The following is a 22,381-nucleotide window of genomic DNA, read 5'->3' on the forward strand; positions in this document are numbered from 1 at the left end:
CTTAACGATAACTTAGTACTGCCAACATAAGGAATTCTTAATTTTGAAAAAAAAATTACATGAAAAAATTACTTTACTTTTTTATTTTCATTTTCGTTATGAATCTCGATGCACAAGAACGACCAAAATTGGTAGTTGGAATAGTGGTTGATCAAATGAGAATGGAATATTTATACCGTTTTCAAAATGATTTTACCGAAAATGGTTTCAAGCGCATAATGAACAAAGGATATGTTTACCACAATGCACATTTTAATTATATGCCAACATATACAGCTCCTGGGCATGCTTCAATTTACACTGGTGCAACCCCTTCTGTTAATGGAATTATTGGCAACGAATGGTATAATAGATCTACAAGTAAAGAACGCTATTGTACCGATGATGAAACTGTTAAAACTCTAGGTAATGGATCAAAAACTGAAGGTGAAATGTCTCCAAAAAATTTGCTTTCAACTACAATTACCGACGAACTTCGAATGGGAACTAACTTTAAAGGTAAAGTAATCGGTATGAGTTTAAAAGACAGAGGTGCTATTTTACCCGCTGGGCATTTTGCCAATTGGGCATTTTGGTATAGTAAAACCGGAGCATTTATATCGAGTACTTTCTATGGAGATAAATTACCAGAATGGGTGAACGATTTTAACAACCAAAAAAACTACTTAAATTATATTAATCAAGGATGGGATTTGTTTAAACCTGAAGCATCTTACAACGAGAGTGATCCTGATGATAGTCCCTATGAAGGGAAATTATATGGAGTTGATAAACCTGTTTTTCCCTATGATTTAAAAAAAATATTTGAGAAAAATGACGCAGGCATATTGAGAGCAACTCCTTTTGGTAATAATATTTTAGCAGATTTTGCATTGAAAGCAATTGAAAATGAAGCTTTAGGTAAAGATGATGATACCGATTTCTTAGCAATAAGTTTCTCTTCAACCGATTATGTAGGGCATATTTTAGGTCCACGTTCTATGGAATTGCAAGATACCTATTTGAGATTAGATCAAACAATATCTGATTTATTAAATTATTTGGATAAAAATATAGGAAAAGACAATTACTTACTTTTTTTAACCGCTGATCATGCTTGCGCTGAAAATGCCAATTTTTTAAAAAATAATAAATTAAATGTAAAAAATATTGAATATAAAGAAATTTCTAAAGCCATAAAAAAATTCTCGACAGATACTTACAACGATGATTTTGTTGCTAATTATTCTAATTTTAATTTGTATTTAAACAAAGATAAAATAAAAGAAAAAGCACTAAATTATTCAATTGTTGAAAAATCCTTTATTGATTTTTTAATGTCACAAGAACACGTGAAAAAAGTATATAATGAAGAGGATATCAAAAATTCTAATGGAAATGATTTTTATTTAAACATGATTTATAAAGGTTACGATGCAACCCAAAACGGCAATTTAGTAATATTAGACAAGCCAGGTTACATAGAATATGGTGCAACAGGAACTTCTCATGGAACACCATACGCCTACGATACCCATGTTCCTTTAATTTTCTATGGTTGGAATATTCCAAAAGGTGAAACCCATGACCATAAAGTAATTACACAAATTGCTCCAACTATAGCACAGAAAATTAAAGTTCCTTTTCCTAATGGAACCGAAGGAAAAGTATTGCTAGAGGTTTTGGATAAATAGTAATTATCAGTTTTTTATTAATAGAATTTGAAGCAAATTATTTTATATAATAGTTACTAAATTGATATACATTTACTTTATCAATTGAGACTAATTAATTACATTTGTGGCACTTTACAAAAAGACAAAATTTAATTATGAACATACACGAATATCAAGGGAAAGAGATATTAGCAAAATATGGTGTAAGCGTACAACGCGGCATTGTTGCTAATAATCCTGTAGAAGCAGTTGCTGCTGCTAAACAACTTACTGAAGAAACTGGCACAAGCTGGTATGTAATTAAAGCACAAATTCACGCAGGTGGAAGAGGAAAAGGTGGCGGAGTTAAGTTGGCAAAAAACTTAGATCAAGTAACTGAAATTTCTGAGCAAATTATCGGAATGCAATTAATCACACCGCAAACTCCACCAGAAGGTAAGCAAGTACATAAGGTATTAATTGCAGAAGATGTTTACTATCCTGGAGAAAGTGAAACTTCTGAATTCTATATGTCGGTTTTATTAAACAGAGCCAACGGAAGAAATATGATTATGTATTCTACTGAAGGTGGAATGGATATTGAAGAAGTTGCTGAACATACACCACATTTAATTTTTACAGAAGAAATTGATCCAGCTGTTGGATTGCAAGGTTTTCAAGCAAGAAGAATTGCTTTTAACTTAGGTCTTTCTGGAAATGCATTTAAAGAAATGGTGAAGTTTGTTGATTCATTATACAATGCATACATCGGATCGGATGCTTCTATGTTTGAAATCAATCCGGTTTTAAAAACTTCAGATGATAAAATTCTTGCCGTTGATGCAAAAGTAAATATTGATGATAACGCGTTATACCGTCAACCAAAATATGCGGAAATGCGTGACATTAGAGAAGAAAATCCAATTGAAGTTGAAGCTAAAGAAGCAGGTTTAAATTATGTAGATCTTGACGGAACCGTTGGATGTATGGTAAACGGAGCTGGATTAGCAATGGCAACAATGGATTTAATTAAATATGCTGGTTTTGAGCCTGCAAATTTCTTAGACGTTGGTGGAACTGCAGATGCGAAGCGTGTGGAGTTGGCTTTTAGAATTATCTTAAAAGATCCAAATGTAAAAGCGATCTTGATTAACATCTTTGGAGGAATTGTTCGTTGTGACCGTGTTGCTCAAGGAGTTGTTGATGCTTACAAAAATATGGGTGACGCTATTAAAGTGCCAATCATTGTTCGTTTACAAGGTACCAATGCAGAAATTGCTAAAGAATTAATTGACAATTCTGGAATGCCAATTTTATCTGCAGTACAATTTCAAGAAGCGGCTGACCAAGTTCAAAAAGCGCTTTCTTAATCAAAAGAAAATTATTTATATAGAAAATCCCGAGTTTTGCTCGGGATTTTTTTTATTTAACCTTTGGTGTTTTTACCGTTTTTGTATTGCACTTTTTCTACAATTTCAATTTTCTTCGTTTGTTTTTTGGGTGCAAATTTAGGATTTGAGCCTGGTTTTTTCTTGAAATCGGTTTTTGGTTTGAAGTCTTTTTTAGGAGCTCCTTCCGATTTTGTAAATTCTTTTGGTTTAGCCTCTATTCGGTGCTTTGCAATTACTTCCGCTGGGATTTTCGGACTCTCTTTTGTTCCTCTTAAGTAAATTACCAATCCGTTTAGGAAATTACGCAACACTTGGTCGCCGCATTCCATAAATTTAGGATGGTCTTCACTTCTGAAAAAATTACCCAATTCTCCTTTGGACATTCGGAAGTCAACCAACATTAAAATTTCTTCTATTTGGTCGTCACGCAACATCAAGGCAACGCGTAGCTTTTTGAAAATATCGTTATTGTTCATTTTTTTTTAGGTTTTGGGTTTTGGGTTCTAGGTTTTGGGTTCGTAAAATACTAACACCTAAAACCTATGACCTTATACCCATTAGAAAAGCCAAAGGTACGCTTTTTTGAAACCTTCGCGCCATAATTTTTTATTGTGTTTTCCGCCTTTAACAATGATTTTTTTATTCATCATTTGGCATTCGCAGCGTTTGGTATTGATTTGGTATTCCATTTTGTTTAAATCTTCCACCATATCGGCGTCGCCTTCGTTATCGCCACAAAGAAAATAAATTTTCGTTTTATAGGATTTTGTTGTGTTCATGAGTTCGAAAATTTCTTTTCGGTTAAACCAAAATGAAGGGGAGAAGCAACCTACTTTTCCAAATACCTCTGGATATTTTAGCGCTCCATAAAAAGAAACCAATCCTCCAAGGGAACTTCCCCAAAGGGCTGTGTTTTTTGCATTGGTTTTAGTTCGGAAGGTATTATCTACATAAGGCTTTAGCGTTTCTACAATGAATTTCAAATACGTATCGGCATTGCCTCCGCCGTATTTTTCGTTTTTGAATGGTGTTAATTCTTCCATGCGTTTTACACCGCCGTGTTCAATCCCAATTACGATAACTTGCGCATGAAGGCTGTCTAGGGTTTCGTCAACACTCCATTCGCCAGCATAAGATGTTTTGGCATCCATTAAATTTTGCCCGTCGTGCATGTAAATTACCGGATACTTTTTAGTGGACTTCGAATAATTTTCTGGCAGGTATACCCAAATCTTTTTACTGCAATCCAGCTGCGGTGCTTCAAGAGTAAAAGAGCTTACATTTTGACTTGCTGTACTCGGCTTTGCTTCTTGAGCAAATGAAATACAAAACAAAAACAGCGCAGCTAGGGTAAATATAGATTTCAATTGAATAGTTATTAGATTCATTTTAAATGAATAATTTAGCTAAAAATAAACATTTTGAATAATACCAAAGCACAAAAAATAAGTTTATTATCCGATATGATTGCATTTGCAGTTGTGGATGGAAAATTGCACAAAAATGAATTCCAATTTCTATCGTTAATAGCCGAAGATTTAGAAATAAATCCAACGGAGTTTCAGCAATTATTTCATACAGAAAACCAAACCGAAGTAATTAAAGACGACTTTGAACAAATTCAACAATTTTACCGATTGGCTTTATTAATGCACAGCGATGGCATTTTGCATGAACGCGAGGAAATCCGTATTCATGAAATCGGAATCGGGATGGGTTTGGATCCATTTGCTATGAAACGCGTACTTAAAGCCATGGCTAAATCATCTACGCGAATGCTATCTCCCGATTATTTATTGGAAGTTTTTAAAGAACAGAATAATTAATCTTATTACTACTCCTAATGGCGAGTAGCCATAAACACCTTTTTTGCTTGATTTTAAACGTTCCGCAGCTACACGAGGTGCAAGGCTTCGTGACTGCATATTTTCTATTTAAGATAAAAGTTCAATGCGAAACGGCTATTCCACTAAATCCTTGCATCTTGTGTAGCTGCTGTTGGGCGATGTTAATTTCTTTTCAAAATTGTTTTCATTGTAAATTCAATTAAATTGTCCTCATTTTTTATAAACTCTTCTAATGTCTGTGTTTTATAAATATCTGGTATAATTCCTCTTCCATTTTTTTGGTTTTCTTTTTCTACAACATCTTGTTCTAAATTGACTATTGAAAATTGAGTAATAAGTTTTGTGTTTGGTAATTGGTATTCGACAGGTGTGTGTCCATTATGTCCAAAGTAACCACCCATAGTTTCATTACCTATAACGGTAGCATTTGTGTTACTTGTAACTAATGCTCCAAATAGCGAACCAGCAGATGCAACACGTTCACTAATTAAAAGGTAGATTTTTCCTTTAAACGCATATTTGTTTGGTTCAATAAATTTATTGTAATCTTGATTTTGGTAATATTTGTTGTCTATAAAGTTTGAAAATTCTGAACTTAACTCTTTTTCAAATCTTCTTTTTTCTCTTTCGGATATTTTATTATTTTCATCATCGATTATTAAGTATTCAGGAAAAGGTATTTTAATTGACTTTATAAACGCTAATTTATTTTCTTTGAATTTTTTATTAGCAAGAAAAGAGAACAATAAAATATCATTTGGGTCAGTTCCGCCTCCATTATACCTTAAATCAATAATTAAATTACCAACTTTCAATTCATTTATTTCTTTAAACCATTTTTCTATATTTTTTTTATAAATTTTGTGTTCTCTTGCGTTTTTATTTCCTCCAATATTGAATGAATTTATTGTTAAAACAGCTACATCTTTATTTCTTAATTCAAATTTATATTTGTTTTCTTTCTTAAAATCAGCATAGTTTAAGCTATCCATATTTTTAGAATGGCGGTTTAAAAATTGCTCGTAACGTACTTTATTTGAAATGCTTTTAACACTTTTAATTATTTTTTTTGTTGAATTAGGTTCTGAATATTCAATATTAAAAATTTCATAAATACCATACTCGTATTTGAAATACTTGGCAAATACTGAATTTATTCCAATTGATTTGCCAGAAATATTTACACCATCAGTCGTGTAATATTTACCAATATTTTTAATTATTTGAGCAGTTTCGATATCATTAATTTTGTGAATTTTTGATGCAAGTGGAATTTCAGAATTGCTAGTGTTGATAAGCAAATCTCCATTAATGAGTTTGACAGGAAATGGGAAGTACCCATTAGTTTCTCCAAATGTCTTAATTACTTCTTTTGGAAGTCGAGTGTTATTGTGAACACTTCCTTCAAAATCGGTTAATTGACAAATTATTTTATAAAATCCAATTGTTGTGAGTGGTTTTTGAATTTCTGCCTCCGCCCAATTATAAATACTGTCAATTTGGATTTTAGTTTTGTATTTGTAAAGTCCTGAGTTTGCTTGCTCTCTTATTTGTCTAAAAATTGTTAAATCATTTTTTAACTTTTCATATGAAATTGATTCAGTTTGCGAAAAAGCAAAATGTACATTTATAATTAGAAACAATAATATCTTGATTTTCTTCATTATTTTTTGCGTTCTCGGTTTTAATATCGCCCAACTAGTATATATGCGAAACAATTATTCGCCTATCTAACCTTTTTGGGAGGTATAGACGAATAGTAGCTTCGCTTAATAACCTAATATACAAAAAAAAATATTATAAATCATCAAAAGCACTTTTTAAATCTTCTCTTGCAGCGCTTTAATCTCATCGCGTAGTTTAGCGGCTTGCATAAAGTCGAGTTCTTTGGCTGCTTTTTCCATGGCTTTTCGGGCTTCCCTAATTTTCTTTTCAATTTCGGGTTTGGTTAAGTACAAACTTTCGGGTTCGGCAGCTTTGAGGGCTTGGTTTTCGTAGTATTGCGTAGAAACAGAGTTGTTTCCTAAAGTAGTACCCAAACTTTTATTTAGCGCTTTGGGTTGTAGGTTATTTAGGGTGTTGTAATTTATTTGCTTTTCGCGGCGGTAGTTGGTTTCAGCAATGGTTTTTTGCATTGAGGCCGTAATCTTGTCTCCATACATAATGGCTTTCCCGTTAATGTTTCGTGCGGCTCTACCCACTGTTTGCGTAAGCGAGCGATGGCTTCGTAAAAAGCCTTCTTTATCGGCATCCAAAATTGCCACCAGCGAAACCTCGGGTAAGTCCAATCCCTCACGAAGTAAATTCACGCCAATCAATACATCAAACAATCCTTTACGCAAATCTTGCATGATTTCTACACGCTCCAAAGTGTCTACATCGCTATGAATATAACGACAACGAATGGAAACTTTGGTCAAGTATTTTGTTAATTCTTCGGCCATTCGCTTGGTTAGTGTGGTTACCAAAACGCGCTCGTCTAACTCACAACGCTGCTGAATTTCTTCTATTAAATCATCAATTTGATTCAGGCTTGGGCGCACTTCAATAATGGGATCCAACAATCCGGTTGGTCGAATTACTTGCTCTACATAAACGCCTTCCGTTTTTTGTAATTCATAATCGGCAGGCGTTGCCGATACATAAATCACTTGGTTTTGCAGGCTTTCAAATTCCTCAAACTTCAACGGGCGGTTGTCCATAGCAGCGGGAAGTCGGAAACCATATTCTACCAAATTTTCCTTACGACTTCGGTCACCACCATACATGGCATGCACCTGCGAAATGGTTACGTGACTTTCATCAACCACCATTAAGAAATCATCTGGAAAATAATCCAACAAACAGAAAGGGCGCGTACCGGGAAGTCGGCGGTCTAAATAGCGGGAATAATTCTCAATTCCGGAGCAGTAGCCCAACTCACGAATCATTTCTAAATCGAAATTGGTGCGTTCTTCCAGTCGTTTTGCTTCCAGGTGTTTGCCAATTTCTTTGAAATAATCTACTTGTTTTACCAAATCTTGTTGGATATCCCAAATGGCAGCTTGCAACACATCTTGCGAGGTAACAAACATATTGGCGGGATAGACCGTTAGGTTTTCATATTTTTCAACTACCTGCGAACTTTGTGCGTCAAAGGCTTCAATTTCTTCAATCTCATCTCCAAAGAAGTGAATACGAAACGGATCGTCTCCATAACTTGGAAATATTTCTAGCGTGTCGCCTTTAATTCGGAAATTTCCCGGACCAAAATCAGCTTCGGTTCTTGAATACAAACTTTGCACCAATTGGTGTAATAATTTGGTTCGAGAGATGACTTGATTTTTGTCAATTTTGATGACGTTCTTTTGAAACTCCACTGGATTTCCAATACCGTAAAGGCACGAAACCGAAGAAATTACAATGATATCTCTGCGCCCCGAAAGCAAGGCTGAAGTGGTGCTTAAACGCAGTTTTTCAAGTTCTTCGTTAATCGATAAATCTTTCTCAATGTAGGTTCCCGTTACCGGAATAAAGGCTTCGGGTTGGTAATAATCGTAATAAGATACAAAATACTGCACCGAATTATTTGGAAAAAATTGCTTGAACTCCGAATACAATTGGGCCGCCAGTGTTTTATTGTGAGCCAAAACCAAAGTTGGTTTTTCTACATTTTGAATCACATTGGCAACAGTAAATGTTTTTCCCGATCCGGTTACTCCGAGTAAAGTTTGGTATTTTTCGCCACTAAGAATCCCTTTTGAAAGTTTTTCAATGGCTTGTGGCTGATCGCCTGTAGGTTTGTAATCGGATACGACTTGGAATTTCATGGAAAATTTTTCGAATTACAAAGTTAGCTAAGTTTGCCTGAAAATAGATTTGTTTTTAATCGAAGCATTCCATCAATAATAAATCACCCGATTCATGGGTTATAGTAACGATTCCATCTTGTGAAACATGGTTGCTGTTACCTGATCTATAGCCTAAGTTTAACTCGTCGTTTTGTAAAGGATAAAACAAATTCTGACTTGTGATTCCGGTTACTTTTCCGACAGGAATTAACGAAATAGGCGTGTTGGCAGTATACCATTTTTCGAATTTATTTGGCAATAGAAATATTTTCGAATGGTCGTCAAGCATCACAATTTTAATTTTATTTCGATACGAAATGATGTTGGTAATATTTGTAAGGGTGTGATCGGCTCTTTTTCCGGTTGCCCAAACAATATTTACTGCTTTATGTCCTTTTTCTATGAGGTAATCAAGTGCTTTTTCTAGGTCGGTTTTGTCTTGGTTTGGCGTATGTACAATCTCCAAAGGATATTGTTTTTCTTTGTATATTTCAGGATCAAAATCACCATCAAAATCACCCAAAAGTACATCTACTTTTATATCTAGTTGCAAAACACGGTCAATAGCATTATCTAAAACCACAACAATAGGAGACCATTCTAGCAGTTGCCCCAATAAGTCAAAACTACACGAAGCCCCATTTGCAATGATTAATGCAGGCTCTTGGTCGTCGCGAACTATGTGGTGAGAGGACATATATTAGGTTTAAGGTTTAGGGTCTTAGGTCTTGGGTTTAAAGTTTAAGGTTTATAGTTTTTTATTTCCATCTTCCAACTTCCATCTTCCAACTTCCAACTTCTATCTTTAGTTTACAATATAATTCCTTGTATCAATTTCTGACAAATGAAAATAACCTAGGGGGTAATCATTTTCGTCAGTTTGGTTCACAATATTTCCACGAAGTGTTGCCGGTGGGGTTGAAAATGGACTTCCGCCACTGCCACTTGCCGATATATTTATCAATTTACTCATGTAATTGTGATAGCGTAATGAAATTCCTTGCAAACTAAAAAAGAGCTCATCGCCTGATTTTAAAACTATATCAGAATAAAGTCCAAACATTTGATTTCCATTAAAAAACTCATCCTTTTGTGCTCGGTATTTTGGAGCAATATCAGAGGGATTTTTAACCCCAATTAGATAATTGTTAACCTCTGCGCCATTATCTTGAAAAAAGAATTTCACCTGTATCACATTTCCTCCAAAACCTTGAACGGTATTTTGCTCGACAGAATTTATTGATGGAGTTGCCAAAAGTTTTTCAGTTGCAGTATAGAATTGACCAGCATGTTGAATGTTTAATGTGTAATTTTCGTTTATCCAAGGCTCGAAATTAGTACAAACATATTCTCCAGTATTTGGAGTTTCAGTAAATACAAAAACCGTATTAGCGCTGTTTGTAACCGTAACCGTAGCACCTGAAACCACCGGAATAGTGGAACTATAAAAATCGGTAGTGGTGGTAAGTTTTATTTTTTGTGTGCTGCCTGAAGTGCCCTTTTGCCATAAAATATTAGCATCAATTACCAATTTAGGATTGGCAGTGTCTAAAGGAATATCCACTTTGGTTTCACAACTTGCAAAGAATACGATGGCTAAAATGTAGATGATATTTTTCATTTTATTAGAATTTAAAGTTATAAGAAACCGCAGGAACGATTCCAAAAATAGAAAGTTTGATTGCCTCATTTTGTCCCGAATCTTGGTTTTGACGGAAACTAATAGATGCTGCATTTTTTCGAGCATATAGGTTGTATATACTAAATACCCATTCGCGTTTCCATTTTCTTGATTCATTGCGTTTCGGAGTTAGTGTAGCCGAAATATCTAAGTGATGGTACAACGGTAAGTTGTTTTCATTTCGTAATCCATAACTTGGAACGGTAACACCTTGGTAGGTATATTGACCGTTAGGATAGGTTACCGGTTGCCCTGATTGCAGAATAAAATTGGCCCCGAAAGTCCATTTATTGCTCCATTTGTATGAACTTGTAATCGCTAAATTATGGGTTTTGTCATATCCAGATCGGTACCAATTTCCATTATTGATTCCGGTTTCTTCAGCAGTTCTACCAGGAGTTCTTTGTTCAGAACGGGATAACGTGTAAGCAATCCAACCACTAAATTTACCAGTATTTTTTCGAAGCATAATTTCTAGTCCGTACGAACGCATTTCACCATTTAAGATTACTTGTTCGATGGCTTCGTTTGCAATTAAATCGGCACCATCAATATAATCCATTCGGTTTTTGATTTTTTTGTAATAGCTTTCTATCTCAAGTGAATAGGCGTCATTTTTAAAATTAGTAAAATAACCAACTGCTACTTGATCGGCAATTTGAGGTTTGATGTAACTGTCGCTTGGCGTCCAAATATCTAATGGCGTTGGAGATGCCGTGTTGGATACTAACTGTAAATATTGAACCATTCTGTTGTAACTAGCTTTAACCGATTTGTTTTCAGAAAATTCATAGGCAACAGAAAAACGAGGTTCCAAATTATCAAAGTTGGCTAAGGATTTATTTCTGCCATAAAATTCAGTTCCGATAGGTGTTGCTTTTTCATAAATTTTCAAATCCGAATCGAAAGTCACCGCTTGGTCATTTGCGTATAAATTTTTGGTAGAGCTTCCTAATCTTGAAAACATGCTGTATCTCACTCCGTATTCTATATTTATTTTATCGCTAATTTTTTGTTCTGCATCCAAATAGATTGCAGGCTCAAAAGCATATTTTTTTTCAATTTGCTTAAAATTGATACTCGAAGTAGAACTTGATGGGCTAATAGTTCCCGGATTAAAATCATAATAAATGGCATTGGCACCAAAATTTAATTTGATTTTGTCATTCAAATAATATTTGAAATCGTACTTCATATTATAGTTTTGAATTCCAGAGTCCCAATTAAATCCAATCAAATCTAAATTTAATCCGTAGTAATAATCACTGTAAATCAGGGATAAATTTGAAAATAATTTATCTGAGTACAAGTGATTCCAGCGTAAGTTTAAAGTAGAATTACCATATGTATTGACAAAACTTTGGTTTAAAGAAAAGACATCCCTTCCAAAATAACCAGACAAGAATAAGCTGTTGTTTTTGTTAAACTTATAATTTAATTTGGTGTTTAAATCGTAAAAATAGGCTGAGTTTTTATTGTTTGATAATTTCAAAAATAGATGAGCATAAGAAGCTCTTCCTCCAATTAAGAAGGAGCCTTTGTCTTTCACAATTGGACCTTCGGCAAGTAATCTACTAGAAATTAATCCGATTCCACCATTCATATGAAAGGAATTGCTGTTTCCATCTTTTTGATAAATATCCAAAACTGATGAAGCTCTTCCTCCAAAACGTGCAGGAATACCGCCTTTATATAATTTTAAATCTTTAATAGCATCCGGATTAAAAACCGAAAAGAATCCAAATAAATGGGAAGAGTTAAAAATTGTAGCCTCATCTAAAAGAATTAAATTTTGATCAGCGCCTCCGCCACGAACATTAAAGCCCGATTGACCTTCACCTGCATTGGTTACACCGGGTAATAATAATATTGACTTTATAATGTCAACTTCTCCCAAAACAACTGGCATTTGCTTAATGGTTGCAATCGACAATTTGTTGACGCTCATTTCAGGTTTTCTGGTGTTGGTTTTGTTCTTTTCTGAAAAAACGACTTCCTTCAATACTTGTCCAACTTCGGCTATTTGGTAATCTTTACGAATTTTTTTAGACAATGAAATTTTCTCGATAATACTTTCATAACCTACATAGCTAATTGTTAATTCGTAATCTCCTTTTGGCAGGGTAAGAGAATAAAAGCCATATTCATTAGTAGCCGTAAAAGCTTTTAATTCTTTCACTGCAACGCTAACACCAATTAAAGTTTCGTTATTTTTTTTATCAGAAATGGTCCCGCTTATAGTTATTTTTTCTTGAGAAAATCCAAAGGTTCCAACAAGAAAAAGTAGGAGAAGCACCGCTTTATTTCGTAATTGCATAGTATTTTATTTTGAATTGCAAATTTTACAAATTTAATCAATTAAAGCTTGCTAACTAATGTTAATGATTGGTTAATAATTAATAGGAGGTAATTTTTTTTTAAATACATTTACATATTTAATATTTGATATGAAAAATTGTATTTTTCTATTTATTTTAATTTGTTTTTCCTCTTCAGCTTCTGCACAATTTGAAGCGTCAAAGCGAAAAATGAATATATCTGCTAAACCTGATAAGAATCTTACTCAGAAAGCCATTGTTCCTGAAAAAGTAACAAAATCATTATTTCCAGAAATAAAACTCCAGAGTCAACTTCCAAAAAATCCAGACGATAAATTCTTAAAAGGATTGCCAGAAATTCCGAAAGTAGGAGTAGAGCAAAATCCAAAGTCCTACGCTTTAAAATCTCCTGCCGAAGATTACACAGAGAAATTTAATGAGCAACTTAAAGAAGATGGTATTCGTCCTGAATTGTATAATAGGGATATGAATTTAGGGCAATTTGTAGTGTATACTAAAAAAGTAAATTTGAACTCAAGAGATTATGGAGCGATTGATGGCGATTTGGTTCGAGTATGGGTGAATGGAAAAATGTATGTTTCTCAAGTTTATTTAGATTCTAAGTTTAAAGAGATTGTTTTAGATTTAGAAAAAGGAATGAATATCATTGAAATCGAAGCCTTAAATTACGGTGAGTTATCTCCAAATACAGGGCAGTTTGCTTTTTATGATGCCAATAAAGAGTTTATTACCAATCAATATTGGAATTTAGGAATTGGTTTTAAAGCACGAATCACTATTGAATACAAAGAGAAAATTTTGAAGCGATTAGATGAAAAATAAGCAATAAAAAAGACGACTACATAGTCGTCTTTTTTATTAATAGCGGAATGGAAATTTTATTTCAATTTACTTAAAATCGCATTAAAAGTTCCGCTTGGACGCATTGCTTTAAATAACAAATCTTGGTTTGGTTTGTAATAACCCCCAATTTCTTGATGAGTACCTTGAGCGCCAATTAACTCCGAATTAATTTTCGCTTCGTTTTCAGTCAATTCTTTTGAAATTGGTTCAAATATTGCTTTTAATTCAGCATCTTTATTTTGAGTGGCCAAAGCTTGTGCCCAATATAAAGTTAAATAGAAATGTGATCCTCTATTATCAATTTGACCTACTTTTCTCGATGGAGATTTATCTGTATCTAAGAATTTTTCGGTAGCAGTGTCTAAAGTTTCTGATAAAACCAATGCTTTTTGATTGTTAAATACTTGACCCAAATGCTCTAATGAAACACCCAATGCCAAGAATTCTCCCAATGAATCCCATCGTAAATATCCTTCTTCAATAAATTGTTCAACGTGTTTTGGAGCTGATCCACCTGCCCCAGTTTCGAACAATCCTCCACCATTCATTAATGGAACGATTGATAGCATTTTGGCAGATGTTCCTAATTCTAAAATTGGAAATAAATCGGTTAAATAATCGCGAAGCACATTACCCGTTACAGATATGGTATCTAATCCTTTAATGATTCGTTCTAAAGTAAAATGAGTAGCTTCAATTGGGTTTAAGATTCGGATATCCAATCCATTAGTATCGTGGTCTTTTAAATAGGTTTTTACTTTTTCGATAAGTTGTCTGTCGTGAGCACGATTTTCATCCAACCAAAAAACGGCCGGAGTATTTGATAAACGAGCACGATTAACAGCCAATTTTACCCAGTCTTGAATAGGAGCGTCTTTTACTTGACACATTCTAAATATATCACCCGCTTCAACTTTTTGTTCCATTAAAACAGTACCGATAGTGTCAGTAACTTTTACAGAACCAGCTGCACTTAATTGGAATGTTTTATCATGTGAACCATATTCTTCAGCTTTTTGAGCCATCAAACCAACATTAGGAACACTTCCCATAGTTTTTGGATCGAAAGCGCCGTGTTTTTTACAAAAATCGATGGTTGCTACATAAATACCTGCATAAGCGCGATCTGGAATGACCGTTTTTGTGTCTTGTCCTTTTCCTTCTTTATTCCACATTTGTCCTGAAGTTCTAATCATTGCGGGCATTGAAGCATCAATAATTACATCAGAAGGAACATGTAAGTTGGTAATTCCTTTATCTGAATTTACCATAGCCAATGCTGGACTGGACTCATATACTTTTTCAATAGCCGCTTCAACTTCTGATTGTTCTGGACGACCTGTAATTTTAGCATAAACATCGCCTAAACCATTTTTAGTATCTACGCCCAATTCTTTAAATAAATCGGCATATTTTGCAAATACATCTTTGTAAAACACATCCACAGCAGCTCCAAAAATAATTGGATCTGAAACTTTCATCATGGTAGCTTTCATGTGAATAGAAAACAATACGCCTTTAGCTTTAGCATCTTCAATTTCATTTGCGATGAATTGTTTGAATTTATTCAAATTTAAAGCGGAGCTGTCAATAATTTCACCTGCTTTTAATGGTGTACTTGCTTTTAAAACGTTAGTATTTCCGTTGTTGTCAACGAATTCTATTTTTACATCGGTTACTTCTTTAACAGTTACTGAAGTTTCACTTCCGTAAAAATCACCTTCTGACATGCTTGCTACATGAGTTTTTGAATCTGCAGACCAAGCGCCCATAGAATGCGGGTGTTTTTTCGCATAATTTTTTACCGCTTTTGGTGCTCTTCGGTCTGAGTTTCCTTCGCGTAAAACGGGATTAACTGCAGATCCTAAAACCTTAGCATATTTAGCTTTAATATTTTTTTCTTCTTCTGATTGTGCGTCTTCTGGAAAATCCGGAAGGGCATATCCTTTTGCTTGTAATTCTTTAATAGCTTCTTTAAGTTGAGGAACCGATGCAGAAATATTTGGTAATTTTATGATGTTAGCCTCAGGAGTATTGGCTAATTGTCCTAGTTCAGTTAGTGCATCTCCAAGACGTTGGTCTTCTTTTAAATAATCTGAAAAGTTGGCTATGATTCTTCCTGCTAAGGAAATGTCTCTACTCTCGACGTCAATATTTGCTGTAGCAGCAAATGACTCAATAATAGGTAATAATGAGAATGTAGCCAACATTGGGGCTTCATCGGTAATGGTGTAAATAATTTTAGATTGTGACATTTTGTAGTTTGTTTTATGCTTAACGAAAGACTCGTTGTGTAATTTATTTTATAATTGATTAATTCCAATAATAGCAAAGATATGAAAATGAGATAAAATAGAATATGATTTCTATCGAAATCGATTGAATTACGAATTTGCTATTTTTATGCATCATAATTATGGAATTAATAATTTTGAGGTATATTTTTTGCATAAAAAAAGCCCCAATTAATTGGAGCTTTTTTTATGAATTGAAAGTAAGAATTATCTTCTTCTTTCTTTAATTTTTGCTTTTTTACCAGTAAGTTCTCTAAAGTAGTAGATACGAGCTCTACGAACTTTACCTCTTTGGTTCAATTCAATTTTTTGTAAAGCTGGCATGTTTACTGGGAAGATACGCTCTACGCCAACTGCTCCAGACATTTTACGGATTGTAAAAGTTTCAGTAATTCCTGCTCCTTTTCTTTGAATAACAACTCCTTTAAAAAACTGAGTTCTTGTTTTTTCACCCTCTTTAATTTCGTAGTAAACTGTGATTGTATCACCAGCTCCAAACGCAGGGAAGTCTTTTTTTGTTGATAATTCGTTATTAACGAAATCTACTAAATTTGCCATTTTTAATGCTAATTATGGTTTGAAATCTGAGCAACATTCACGGTTTTCGCCAGAGGTTAGTCAAATGTGGGTGCAAATATAATTAAAATGTTGAAAGTATAAAGTTTAAAGTTTAAAAATTTTAAATTATTTTGGAATAACTTAAAATTTACTCTTCTAATAAATCAGGTCTACGGTTTTTGGTATGTTCGTAGGCCATGTCCTCGCGCCATTGGTCGATTTTTGCAAAATGTCCGCTTGTTAAGACTTCGGGAACTTTCCATCCTTTATAATCGGCTGGGCGAGTATATATAGGTCCTGAAAGTAAACCGTCTTGAAAACTATCAGTCAAAGCCGATGTTTCATCACTTAATACACCGGGAATTAATCTGATTATAGCATCACAAAATACAATGGCACCAATTTCACCTCCGCTTAATACATAATCACCAATTGAAATTTCTCTGGTAATGAAATGATCGCGCACGCGTTGGTCTACTCCTTTATAATGACCGCAAAGAATGATAATGTTCTCATACAAAGATGCGGTATTTGCTAACTTTTGATTTAAAGTTTCGCCATCAGGCGACATATATATAATCTCATCGTAATTACGCTGACTTTTTAAATGGGTAATGCAATCGTCAATTGGTTGGATTGTCATTACCATTCCGGCTCCTCCGCCAAAAGGATAATCGTCAACCGATTTTTGTTTGTTGGTAGAATAATCTCTTAAATTATGAAAATGTACTTCTACCAATCCTTTATCGATAGCTCTTTTCATGATAGAAGCCTCAAATGGACTTTTCATTAATTCGGGTAGAAGGGTGATAATATCTATTCGCATTGGGCAAAGATAGGAGATTATTTTTTAGTTCCTTTTATAGAATAAACCATTGGAATTTTATTTTCGAATGTTTTAATTCGGAATTTATTAGGTTCAAACTCCTCGGTATTATTAAAGCAATTGTAAGGAGAATAATCATATTCATTAAAAGAATTCAATTCTATTCCGTTAGTTATCAATGCGTTTAAAGTTTCTGAAATAGCATGATTCCAAGTGATGGTTTTGGCTTCAATTTCCGAATGTCGATCGGCGTAAGTTCCCGATTCGTCTTCTATTATTGGTTCAATATTGAAGTAACTATAAAATACTTCCTTAAAATCATTGTCATACATCCAAACTACAGGATGAAAATCGGCCATAATAAATTGGCCGCCGGGCTTTAAAAATTGAGAAACTACTTTTGCCCATTTATCCAAATCAGGTAACCATCCAATTGTTCCGTAACTAGTGAAAACAATATCAAATTGATCCTTTAAATACTTAGGTGCTTCATAAATATCACAACAGATAAAAGTGATATCTATGTTTAATTGCTTACTAAACTCGGTTGCTTTTTCAATTGCTTTTTCAGAAAAATCAATTCCCGTTGCCTGAGCTCCCATCCTTGCGAAGGTCATCGTGTCTTGTCCAAAATGACATTGTAAATGCAGAATTTTTTTATTTGAAATAGCTCCTAAAAGTTCAAGCTCAATAGAATTTAATGTGGATTTTCCTTCAAGAAAGCCATTCATATCATAAAAATCAGAAGCAATATGTACCTCAGTTTTATTGTTCCAAGCGTTTTTATTTAATGCAATGTAGTTAGATTGATCTTTCATGTTACTGAATTGTCTATGAATTCAAAGGTACAATTTTAGAGTTTATATTTAATAATATTATAAATTTGCACCTCAATTATAAATACAAACGACAATGGAAAACGGAATATATGCTAAATTCAATACTTCAAAAGGTGCGATTTTAGTAAAACTAACACACGATTTAACTCCTGGAACAGTAGGAAACTTTGTAGGGTTGGCTGAAGGACAACTTGAAAATTCTGTAAGACCTATGGGAAAACCTTATTATGACGGATTAAAATTTCACAGAGTAATTCCTGATTTTATGATTCAAGGGGGGTGTCCTCAAGGAATCGGAACGGGTGGACCAGGATATAGCTTTGAAGACGAATTTCACCCAAGTTTGAAGCATGATAAGCCTGGAGTATTATCAATGGCTAATTCGGGGCCAGCTTCTAACGGTTCTCAGTTTTTTATTACCCATGTGCCAACAACTTGGTTAGACAATAAACATACTGTATTCGGACATGTAGTAGATGGACAAGAAATTGTTGATGCAATTGCACAAGGTGATCTTATAGAAGCTATGGAAGTAGTTAGAGTAGGAGCAGAAGCAGAAAAATGGAATGCAATTGAAGCGTTTAGAACTTTTGAAGGCGCTCGTTTAAAAAAAATCGAAGAAGCTAAAAAGAAAGCAGAGGAATCAATGGAAAAACTAGCCGCTGGTTTTGATAAAACAGCAAGCGGTTTAAGATATAAAATGATTCAAAAAGGATCAGGTAAACAAGCAGAAAATGGTAAAACAGTTTCAGTTCACTATGAAGGTTCATTAGATAACGGAAAAGTATTTGATTCATCTTACCCTAGAAAAAAACCAATCGAATTTAGATTAGGTCAAGGTCAAGTGATTGAAGGTTGGGATGAAGGAATTGCATTACTTCAAGTTGGTGATAAAGCACGCTTTGTCATTCCTTCTTATTTAGCATACGGTGAAAGAGGAGCAGGAGGAGTTATTCCGCCAAATGCTACTTTGATCTTTGATGTTGAATTAATGGATGTGAAATAAAAATCAGTTTATAGATTAATATTAATCCCAATAGTTAATTCTATCGGGATTTTTTTATATTTACTTTTTAAAAACAAAAAAACAACTATGAAATTAAGAATCATTTCTGTGGCAATTATAGGAATATTAATTTATTCTTGTTCTCCAAAAATAACGCCTCAAGTTACAGAAGCAAGCAATGTAAAGGGAGATCCTGAAGAGCCAGCTATTTCTACAGCTAGTTTACCGGTTAGTTTGGCAGCAAATTCCCCTGATGGAAAAAGTATTTATGAAAATAATTGTGCCAAATGCCATAAACTTTATGATCCAAAAAGTTTTTCTAGACAAGCTTGGATTCCTATTTTGTATGACATGCAGAAAAAAGCGCAATTATCTGATGCCGAAATGGATAAAATTTTAGCTTATTTATCTAAAGAGTAAAGAGATGAGAACCTTAGATCAATGGTTTGATGAATATGCGGTTAGTCATCAAAATCCGGTAAACAAAAAAATACATTATATCTGCGTTCCGGCTATTTTCTTTTCTATTTTAGGATTGTTGATGTGTATTCCTAGTGCGATTATTTCGAATACTTTGAGTTTAAATAGTCCGCTTATTGAGAATTGGGCAGCTATAGTTCTTGTGCTTTTATTACTTTTTTACATTCGATTATCGGTAGTAATGGCTTTAAAAATTGCAGTTTTTGCCTTCTTGTGTTTGTTTGCTAATTTTTATATTGGGCAATTTGTTAATCTGTTATTAGTCTCAGTTGGGGTATTTGCAGTAGCTTGGATAGGTCAATTTTATGGACATCACATCGAAGGTAAAAAACCGTCTTTTATAAATGATTTACAGTTTTTGCTTATTGGTCCTGCATGGGTAATTCAGAATTTATTTGCAACTAAAAAACAATAGCTTTTTAACTATTAGATATAAAAAAAAGTCCAAGATAACTTGGACTTTTTAGTTTTTATTATTTTAGATATCATCAAAATCGATATCCGTAAAACTTTTTTCTGATTGTGTAGTTTCTTCACTTGATTCAGAATTATATTCTCTTTTGAAATCTTTTTGGTGTCTTTCTGAAATTACTTCTTCCCCTTTATTGTTTAATACAAATGATGTCATTTCATCTAAGATTTCTCTAAAAGCGGTGAAATCTTCTTTGTATAAATATATTTTGTGTTTTTTGAAATGAAAAGAACCATCCTCTTCAGTGAATTTTTTACTTTCGGTAATGGTAATGTAGTAATCGTCAGCTTTTGTCGCTCTTACATCAAAGAAATAAGTTCTTCTACCTGCTCTTAATACTTTAGAAAAAATTTCGTCTTTTTCTAACATGTCGTTTTCTCTCATAATCGTTCTGTCAATTAGTTGTTTTCTAAATCCAAAAAAACTAAAAAAAAAAGAATTGTGCAAGAATTATAGAATTTCTTTTTCAGAAAGTTGTTTATAGTATAACTCTTTGTAATAACCTTCTTGGTTTATTAATTGATTATGAGTGCCTTCTTGGTGTATTTCCCCATTTTCTAAAATAATTATTTTATCTGCATTTTTTGCTGAAGAAACTCTGTGGCTAACAATTATGGTTGTTTTGTTATTTGATATTTCTAGTAAATTTTGCAAAATTGATTCTTCGGTTTCGGTATCCACGGCCGAAAGACAATCGTCTAATAAAAGAATTTCTGCATCTTTGATAATTGCTCTGGCAATTGAAACACGCTGTTTTTGCCCACCAGAAAGTGTGATTCCTCGTTCGCCTAAAACTGTTTCATATTGTTGATTAAATTGAATAATGTTTTCATGAACAGCTGCTTTTTTAGCAGCAGTAATTACCTCTTCATCGGTTGCGTTTTCCTTTCCGAATTTAATGTTATTTTTTATGGTGTCTGAAAATAAAAATGCATCTTGTGGAACAATTCCTATGCTTTCTCTTAAATCAAATAAGTTTACTTGATCAATCGGAATTCCATCAATAGTAATTGAGCCTTCATTAATGTCGTACATTCTAGTAATTAAGGAAATAATACTCGATTTTCCTGAGCCTGTTTTGCCCAATATTGCCAATGTTTCACCTTTGTTAATTGAAAATGAAATGTTGTTTAAAGCACGAATATTAGTATCTTCATAGATGAAGCTTACTTTATCAAAAGCAATAGATCCTTTGATATTTGATTTTTCTGTATTCTTGTTTTGTATTTCGGGTTGGGTTTTTAAAAATTCATTTATTCTTTTTTGAGAAGCTTCTGCTTCTTGAACTAATGAAGAAACCCATCCAATTGAAGCAACGGGCCAAGTAAGCATGTTTACATATAAAATGAATTCGGCAATGATACCTATATTTTGTATTTCGGGATCGTGATTAATGTACATTAATCCGCCAAAATAAATTACAACTAAGTTACTAACTCCAATTAAAGTTACCATTAACGGACCAAATAACGATTGTACTTTGGCCAAACTCATGCTTTTGACCTTGCTTTCGTTGGCTAAATTGGTAATAGTTTCTTGGTTTTGGTTTTCTAGAGAATACGCTTTTATTACTCTAATACCTGAAAATACTTCTTGGGTATAGCTTGAAACTTTAGAAAGATATTGTTGAAATGTAGTACTTCTAATGTTTATTTCGTTGCTTAATTTATATATAATGTAAGATAAAAAAGGAAGCGGGAGTAGGGTGTATAAAGTAAGTTTCGGAGATACATTATACATGAAAATAATTACTACAGTAAATCTAATTAAAGTGTTTATGGTGTACATTACGGCTGGCCCAACATACATTCTTACTTTGGCTACATCTTCACTAATTCGATTCATTAAATCTCCGGTGCGGTTTCTTTTATAGAAATTTTGATCCAGAACTTCATAGTGTTTAAACACTTCATTTTTTAAATCAAATTCAACATGTCTTGACATAACAATTAATGTTTGTCTCATTACAAATGTTAGAATTCCAGCAATGATTGTGGTACCTAAAATAAGAGCTATATTTTGTAGTAGTTGACTTTTTACTGCATCAAGTGCAACAGCATTTTGTGTGTATTCTTCTATTAATTTAAAGGATCTACTTATTAGTTTTGGAGTGAAAAGTGAGAATATTTGGGCAACAATAGTAATAAAAATACCAAGTAGAAATCGGTATTTGTATTTAATAAAGTATTTATTTAAATATTGTAATTCTTTCATTATTTCACTCTAAAATGATGCGATAAATTGATATTTATTGTTAATTATATTTATAATATTCAATTTTAATAATAGTATTAAGTTCTAAAATTATTAACAATTTGCTAATTTAATTTAAAATAAGTGA

The 22,381-nt window shown here is 33.3% G+C and carries 20 protein-coding genes; 7 read left to right on the forward strand and 13 right to left on the reverse strand.

Annotated elements, in window-relative coordinates; genetic code table 11:
* Positions 1 to 59: 59 nt before the first annotated feature.
* Together pafA and sucC are read left to right on the forward strand one after the other, a co-directional pair.
* Entirely contained in the window at positions 60 to 1,673 is a 1,614-nt protein-coding gene (gene pafA / locus ABWO08_RS07600; protein WP_353084842.1) for an alkaline phosphatase PafA, read from the forward strand.
* A gap of 137 nt (positions 1,674 to 1,810) precedes the next feature.
* Positions 1,811 to 3,004 carry an ADP-forming succinate--CoA ligase subunit beta gene (gene sucC / locus ABWO08_RS07605; protein WP_353084844.1) on the forward strand — a complete coding sequence of 398 codons (1,194 nt, stop codon included), beginning with the start codon at positions 1,811 to 1,813 and terminating at the stop codon, positions 3,002 to 3,004.
* 56 nt (positions 3,005 to 3,060) lie between these two features.
* On the opposite strand, the gene ABWO08_RS07610 is transcribed toward sucC, so the two are convergent.
* Together ABWO08_RS07610 and ABWO08_RS07615 are read right to left on the reverse strand one after the other, a co-directional pair.
* Positions 3,061 to 3,501, reverse strand: coding sequence for a DUF1456 family protein (locus ABWO08_RS07610; protein WP_353084846.1), 441 nt, complete (start codon positions 3,499 to 3,501; stop codon positions 3,061 to 3,063).
* Positions 3,502 to 3,582: 81 nt separating this feature from the next.
* Positions 3,583 to 4,413: an alpha/beta hydrolase gene (locus tag ABWO08_RS07615; protein WP_353084848.1), complete on the reverse strand. Its 831-nt coding sequence runs from the start codon at positions 4,411 to 4,413 to the stop codon at positions 3,583 to 3,585.
* Between the two features lie 33 nt (positions 4,414 to 4,446).
* On the opposite strand from ABWO08_RS07615, the gene ABWO08_RS07620 reads away from it, so the two are divergent.
* Positions 4,447 to 4,851: a TerB family tellurite resistance protein gene (locus tag ABWO08_RS07620; protein WP_353084850.1), complete on the forward strand. Its 405-nt coding sequence runs from the start codon at positions 4,447 to 4,449 to the stop codon at positions 4,849 to 4,851.
* A 182-nt stretch (positions 4,852 to 5,033) separates the two neighbouring features.
* On the opposite strand, the gene ABWO08_RS07625 is transcribed toward ABWO08_RS07620, so the two are convergent.
* From ABWO08_RS07625 to ABWO08_RS07645, 5 genes are all read right to left on the reverse strand, one after another.
* Positions 5,034 to 6,536 carry a S41 family peptidase gene (locus ABWO08_RS07625; protein ID WP_353084852.1) on the reverse strand — a complete coding sequence of 501 codons (1,503 nt, stop codon included), beginning with the start codon at positions 6,534 to 6,536 and terminating at the stop codon, positions 5,034 to 5,036.
* Between the two features lie 156 nt (positions 6,537 to 6,692).
* Positions 6,693 to 8,681 (reverse strand): excinuclease ABC subunit UvrB, encoded by a 1,989-nt coding sequence (gene uvrB / locus ABWO08_RS07630; RefSeq protein WP_353084854.1) that lies wholly within the window; start codon positions 8,679 to 8,681, stop codon positions 6,693 to 6,695.
* Between the two features lie 55 nt (positions 8,682 to 8,736).
* Positions 8,737 to 9,399, reverse strand: coding sequence for a thiamine diphosphokinase (locus ABWO08_RS07635; RefSeq protein WP_353084856.1), 663 nt, complete (start codon positions 9,397 to 9,399; stop codon positions 8,737 to 8,739).
* A 108-nt stretch (positions 9,400 to 9,507) separates the two neighbouring features.
* Positions 9,508 to 10,323, reverse strand: a complete 816-nt coding sequence (locus ABWO08_RS07640; RefSeq protein WP_353084858.1) for a DUF4249 domain-containing protein — start codon at positions 10,321 to 10,323, stop codon at positions 9,508 to 9,510.
* A gap of 4 nt (positions 10,324 to 10,327) precedes the next feature.
* Entirely contained in the window at positions 10,328 to 12,700 is a 2,373-nt protein-coding gene (locus ABWO08_RS07645) for a TonB-dependent receptor (RefSeq protein ID WP_353084860.1), read from the reverse strand.
* Positions 12,701 to 12,911: 211 nt separating this feature from the next.
* On the opposite strand from ABWO08_RS07645, the gene ABWO08_RS07650 reads away from it, so the two are divergent.
* A complete protein-coding gene (locus ABWO08_RS07650) occupies positions 12,912 to 13,544 on the forward strand; it encodes a hypothetical protein (RefSeq protein ID WP_353084862.1) in 633 nt (210 codons plus the stop codon).
* 56 nt (positions 13,545 to 13,600) lie between these two features.
* Here the strand turns inward: ABWO08_RS07650 and ABWO08_RS07655 are convergent, their stop codons facing one another.
* The 4 genes from ABWO08_RS07655 to ABWO08_RS07670 form a co-directional block, all read right to left on the reverse strand.
* Complete coding sequence (locus tag ABWO08_RS07655; RefSeq protein WP_353084864.1) at positions 13,601 to 15,820, reverse strand: NADP-dependent isocitrate dehydrogenase; 2,220 nt, start codon at positions 15,818 to 15,820, stop codon at positions 13,601 to 13,603.
* Between the two features lie 246 nt (positions 15,821 to 16,066).
* Positions 16,067 to 16,417: a 50S ribosomal protein L19 gene (gene rplS, locus ABWO08_RS07660; protein WP_298307332.1), complete on the reverse strand. Its 351-nt coding sequence runs from the start codon at positions 16,415 to 16,417 to the stop codon at positions 16,067 to 16,069.
* A gap of 148 nt (positions 16,418 to 16,565) precedes the next feature.
* Positions 16,566 to 17,243, reverse strand: coding sequence for a tRNA (guanosine(37)-N1)-methyltransferase TrmD (gene trmD / locus ABWO08_RS07665; RefSeq protein ID WP_353084865.1), 678 nt, complete (start codon positions 17,241 to 17,243; stop codon positions 16,566 to 16,568).
* A 17-nt stretch (positions 17,244 to 17,260) separates the two neighbouring features.
* A complete protein-coding gene (locus ABWO08_RS07670) occupies positions 17,261 to 18,061 on the reverse strand; it encodes a class I SAM-dependent methyltransferase (protein ID WP_353084867.1) in 801 nt (266 codons plus the stop codon).
* Between the two features lie 94 nt (positions 18,062 to 18,155).
* Here ABWO08_RS07670 and ABWO08_RS07675 point away from each other — a divergent pair, with 94 nt between their 5' ends.
* From ABWO08_RS07675 to ABWO08_RS07685, 3 genes are all read left to right on the forward strand, one after another.
* Complete coding sequence (locus tag ABWO08_RS07675; RefSeq protein ID WP_353084869.1) at positions 18,156 to 19,088, forward strand: peptidylprolyl isomerase; 933 nt, start codon at positions 18,156 to 18,158, stop codon at positions 19,086 to 19,088.
* An 87-nt stretch (positions 19,089 to 19,175) separates the two neighbouring features.
* Positions 19,176 to 19,508, forward strand: a complete 333-nt coding sequence (locus ABWO08_RS07680; RefSeq protein WP_353084871.1) for a c-type cytochrome — start codon at positions 19,176 to 19,178, stop codon at positions 19,506 to 19,508.
* 4 nt (positions 19,509 to 19,512) lie between these two features.
* Positions 19,513 to 19,983, forward strand: a complete 471-nt coding sequence (locus tag ABWO08_RS07685; RefSeq protein ID WP_353084873.1) for an Mpo1 family 2-hydroxy fatty acid dioxygenase — start codon at positions 19,513 to 19,515, stop codon at positions 19,981 to 19,983.
* Between the two features lie 63 nt (positions 19,984 to 20,046).
* Here ABWO08_RS07685 and ABWO08_RS07690 read toward each other — a convergent pair whose 3' ends face one another.
* Both ABWO08_RS07690 and ABWO08_RS07695 read right to left on the reverse strand, forming a co-directional pair.
* The gene (locus tag ABWO08_RS07690) at positions 20,047 to 20,424 is read right to left on the reverse strand and encodes a PUR family DNA/RNA-binding protein (protein WP_353084875.1); all 378 of its coding nucleotides are present in this window, start codon (positions 20,422 to 20,424) and stop codon (positions 20,047 to 20,049) included.
* A 66-nt stretch (positions 20,425 to 20,490) separates the two neighbouring features.
* Positions 20,491 to 22,254, reverse strand: a complete 1,764-nt coding sequence (locus ABWO08_RS07695; RefSeq protein WP_353084877.1) for an ABC transporter ATP-binding protein — start codon at positions 22,252 to 22,254, stop codon at positions 20,491 to 20,493.
* Positions 22,255 to 22,381: the final 127 nt, after the last annotated feature.

Origin of the sequence: Flavobacterium sp., from assembly GCF_040383245.1 — a bacterium.
GTDB lineage: Bacteria > Bacteroidota > Bacteroidia > Flavobacteriales > Flavobacteriaceae > Flavobacterium.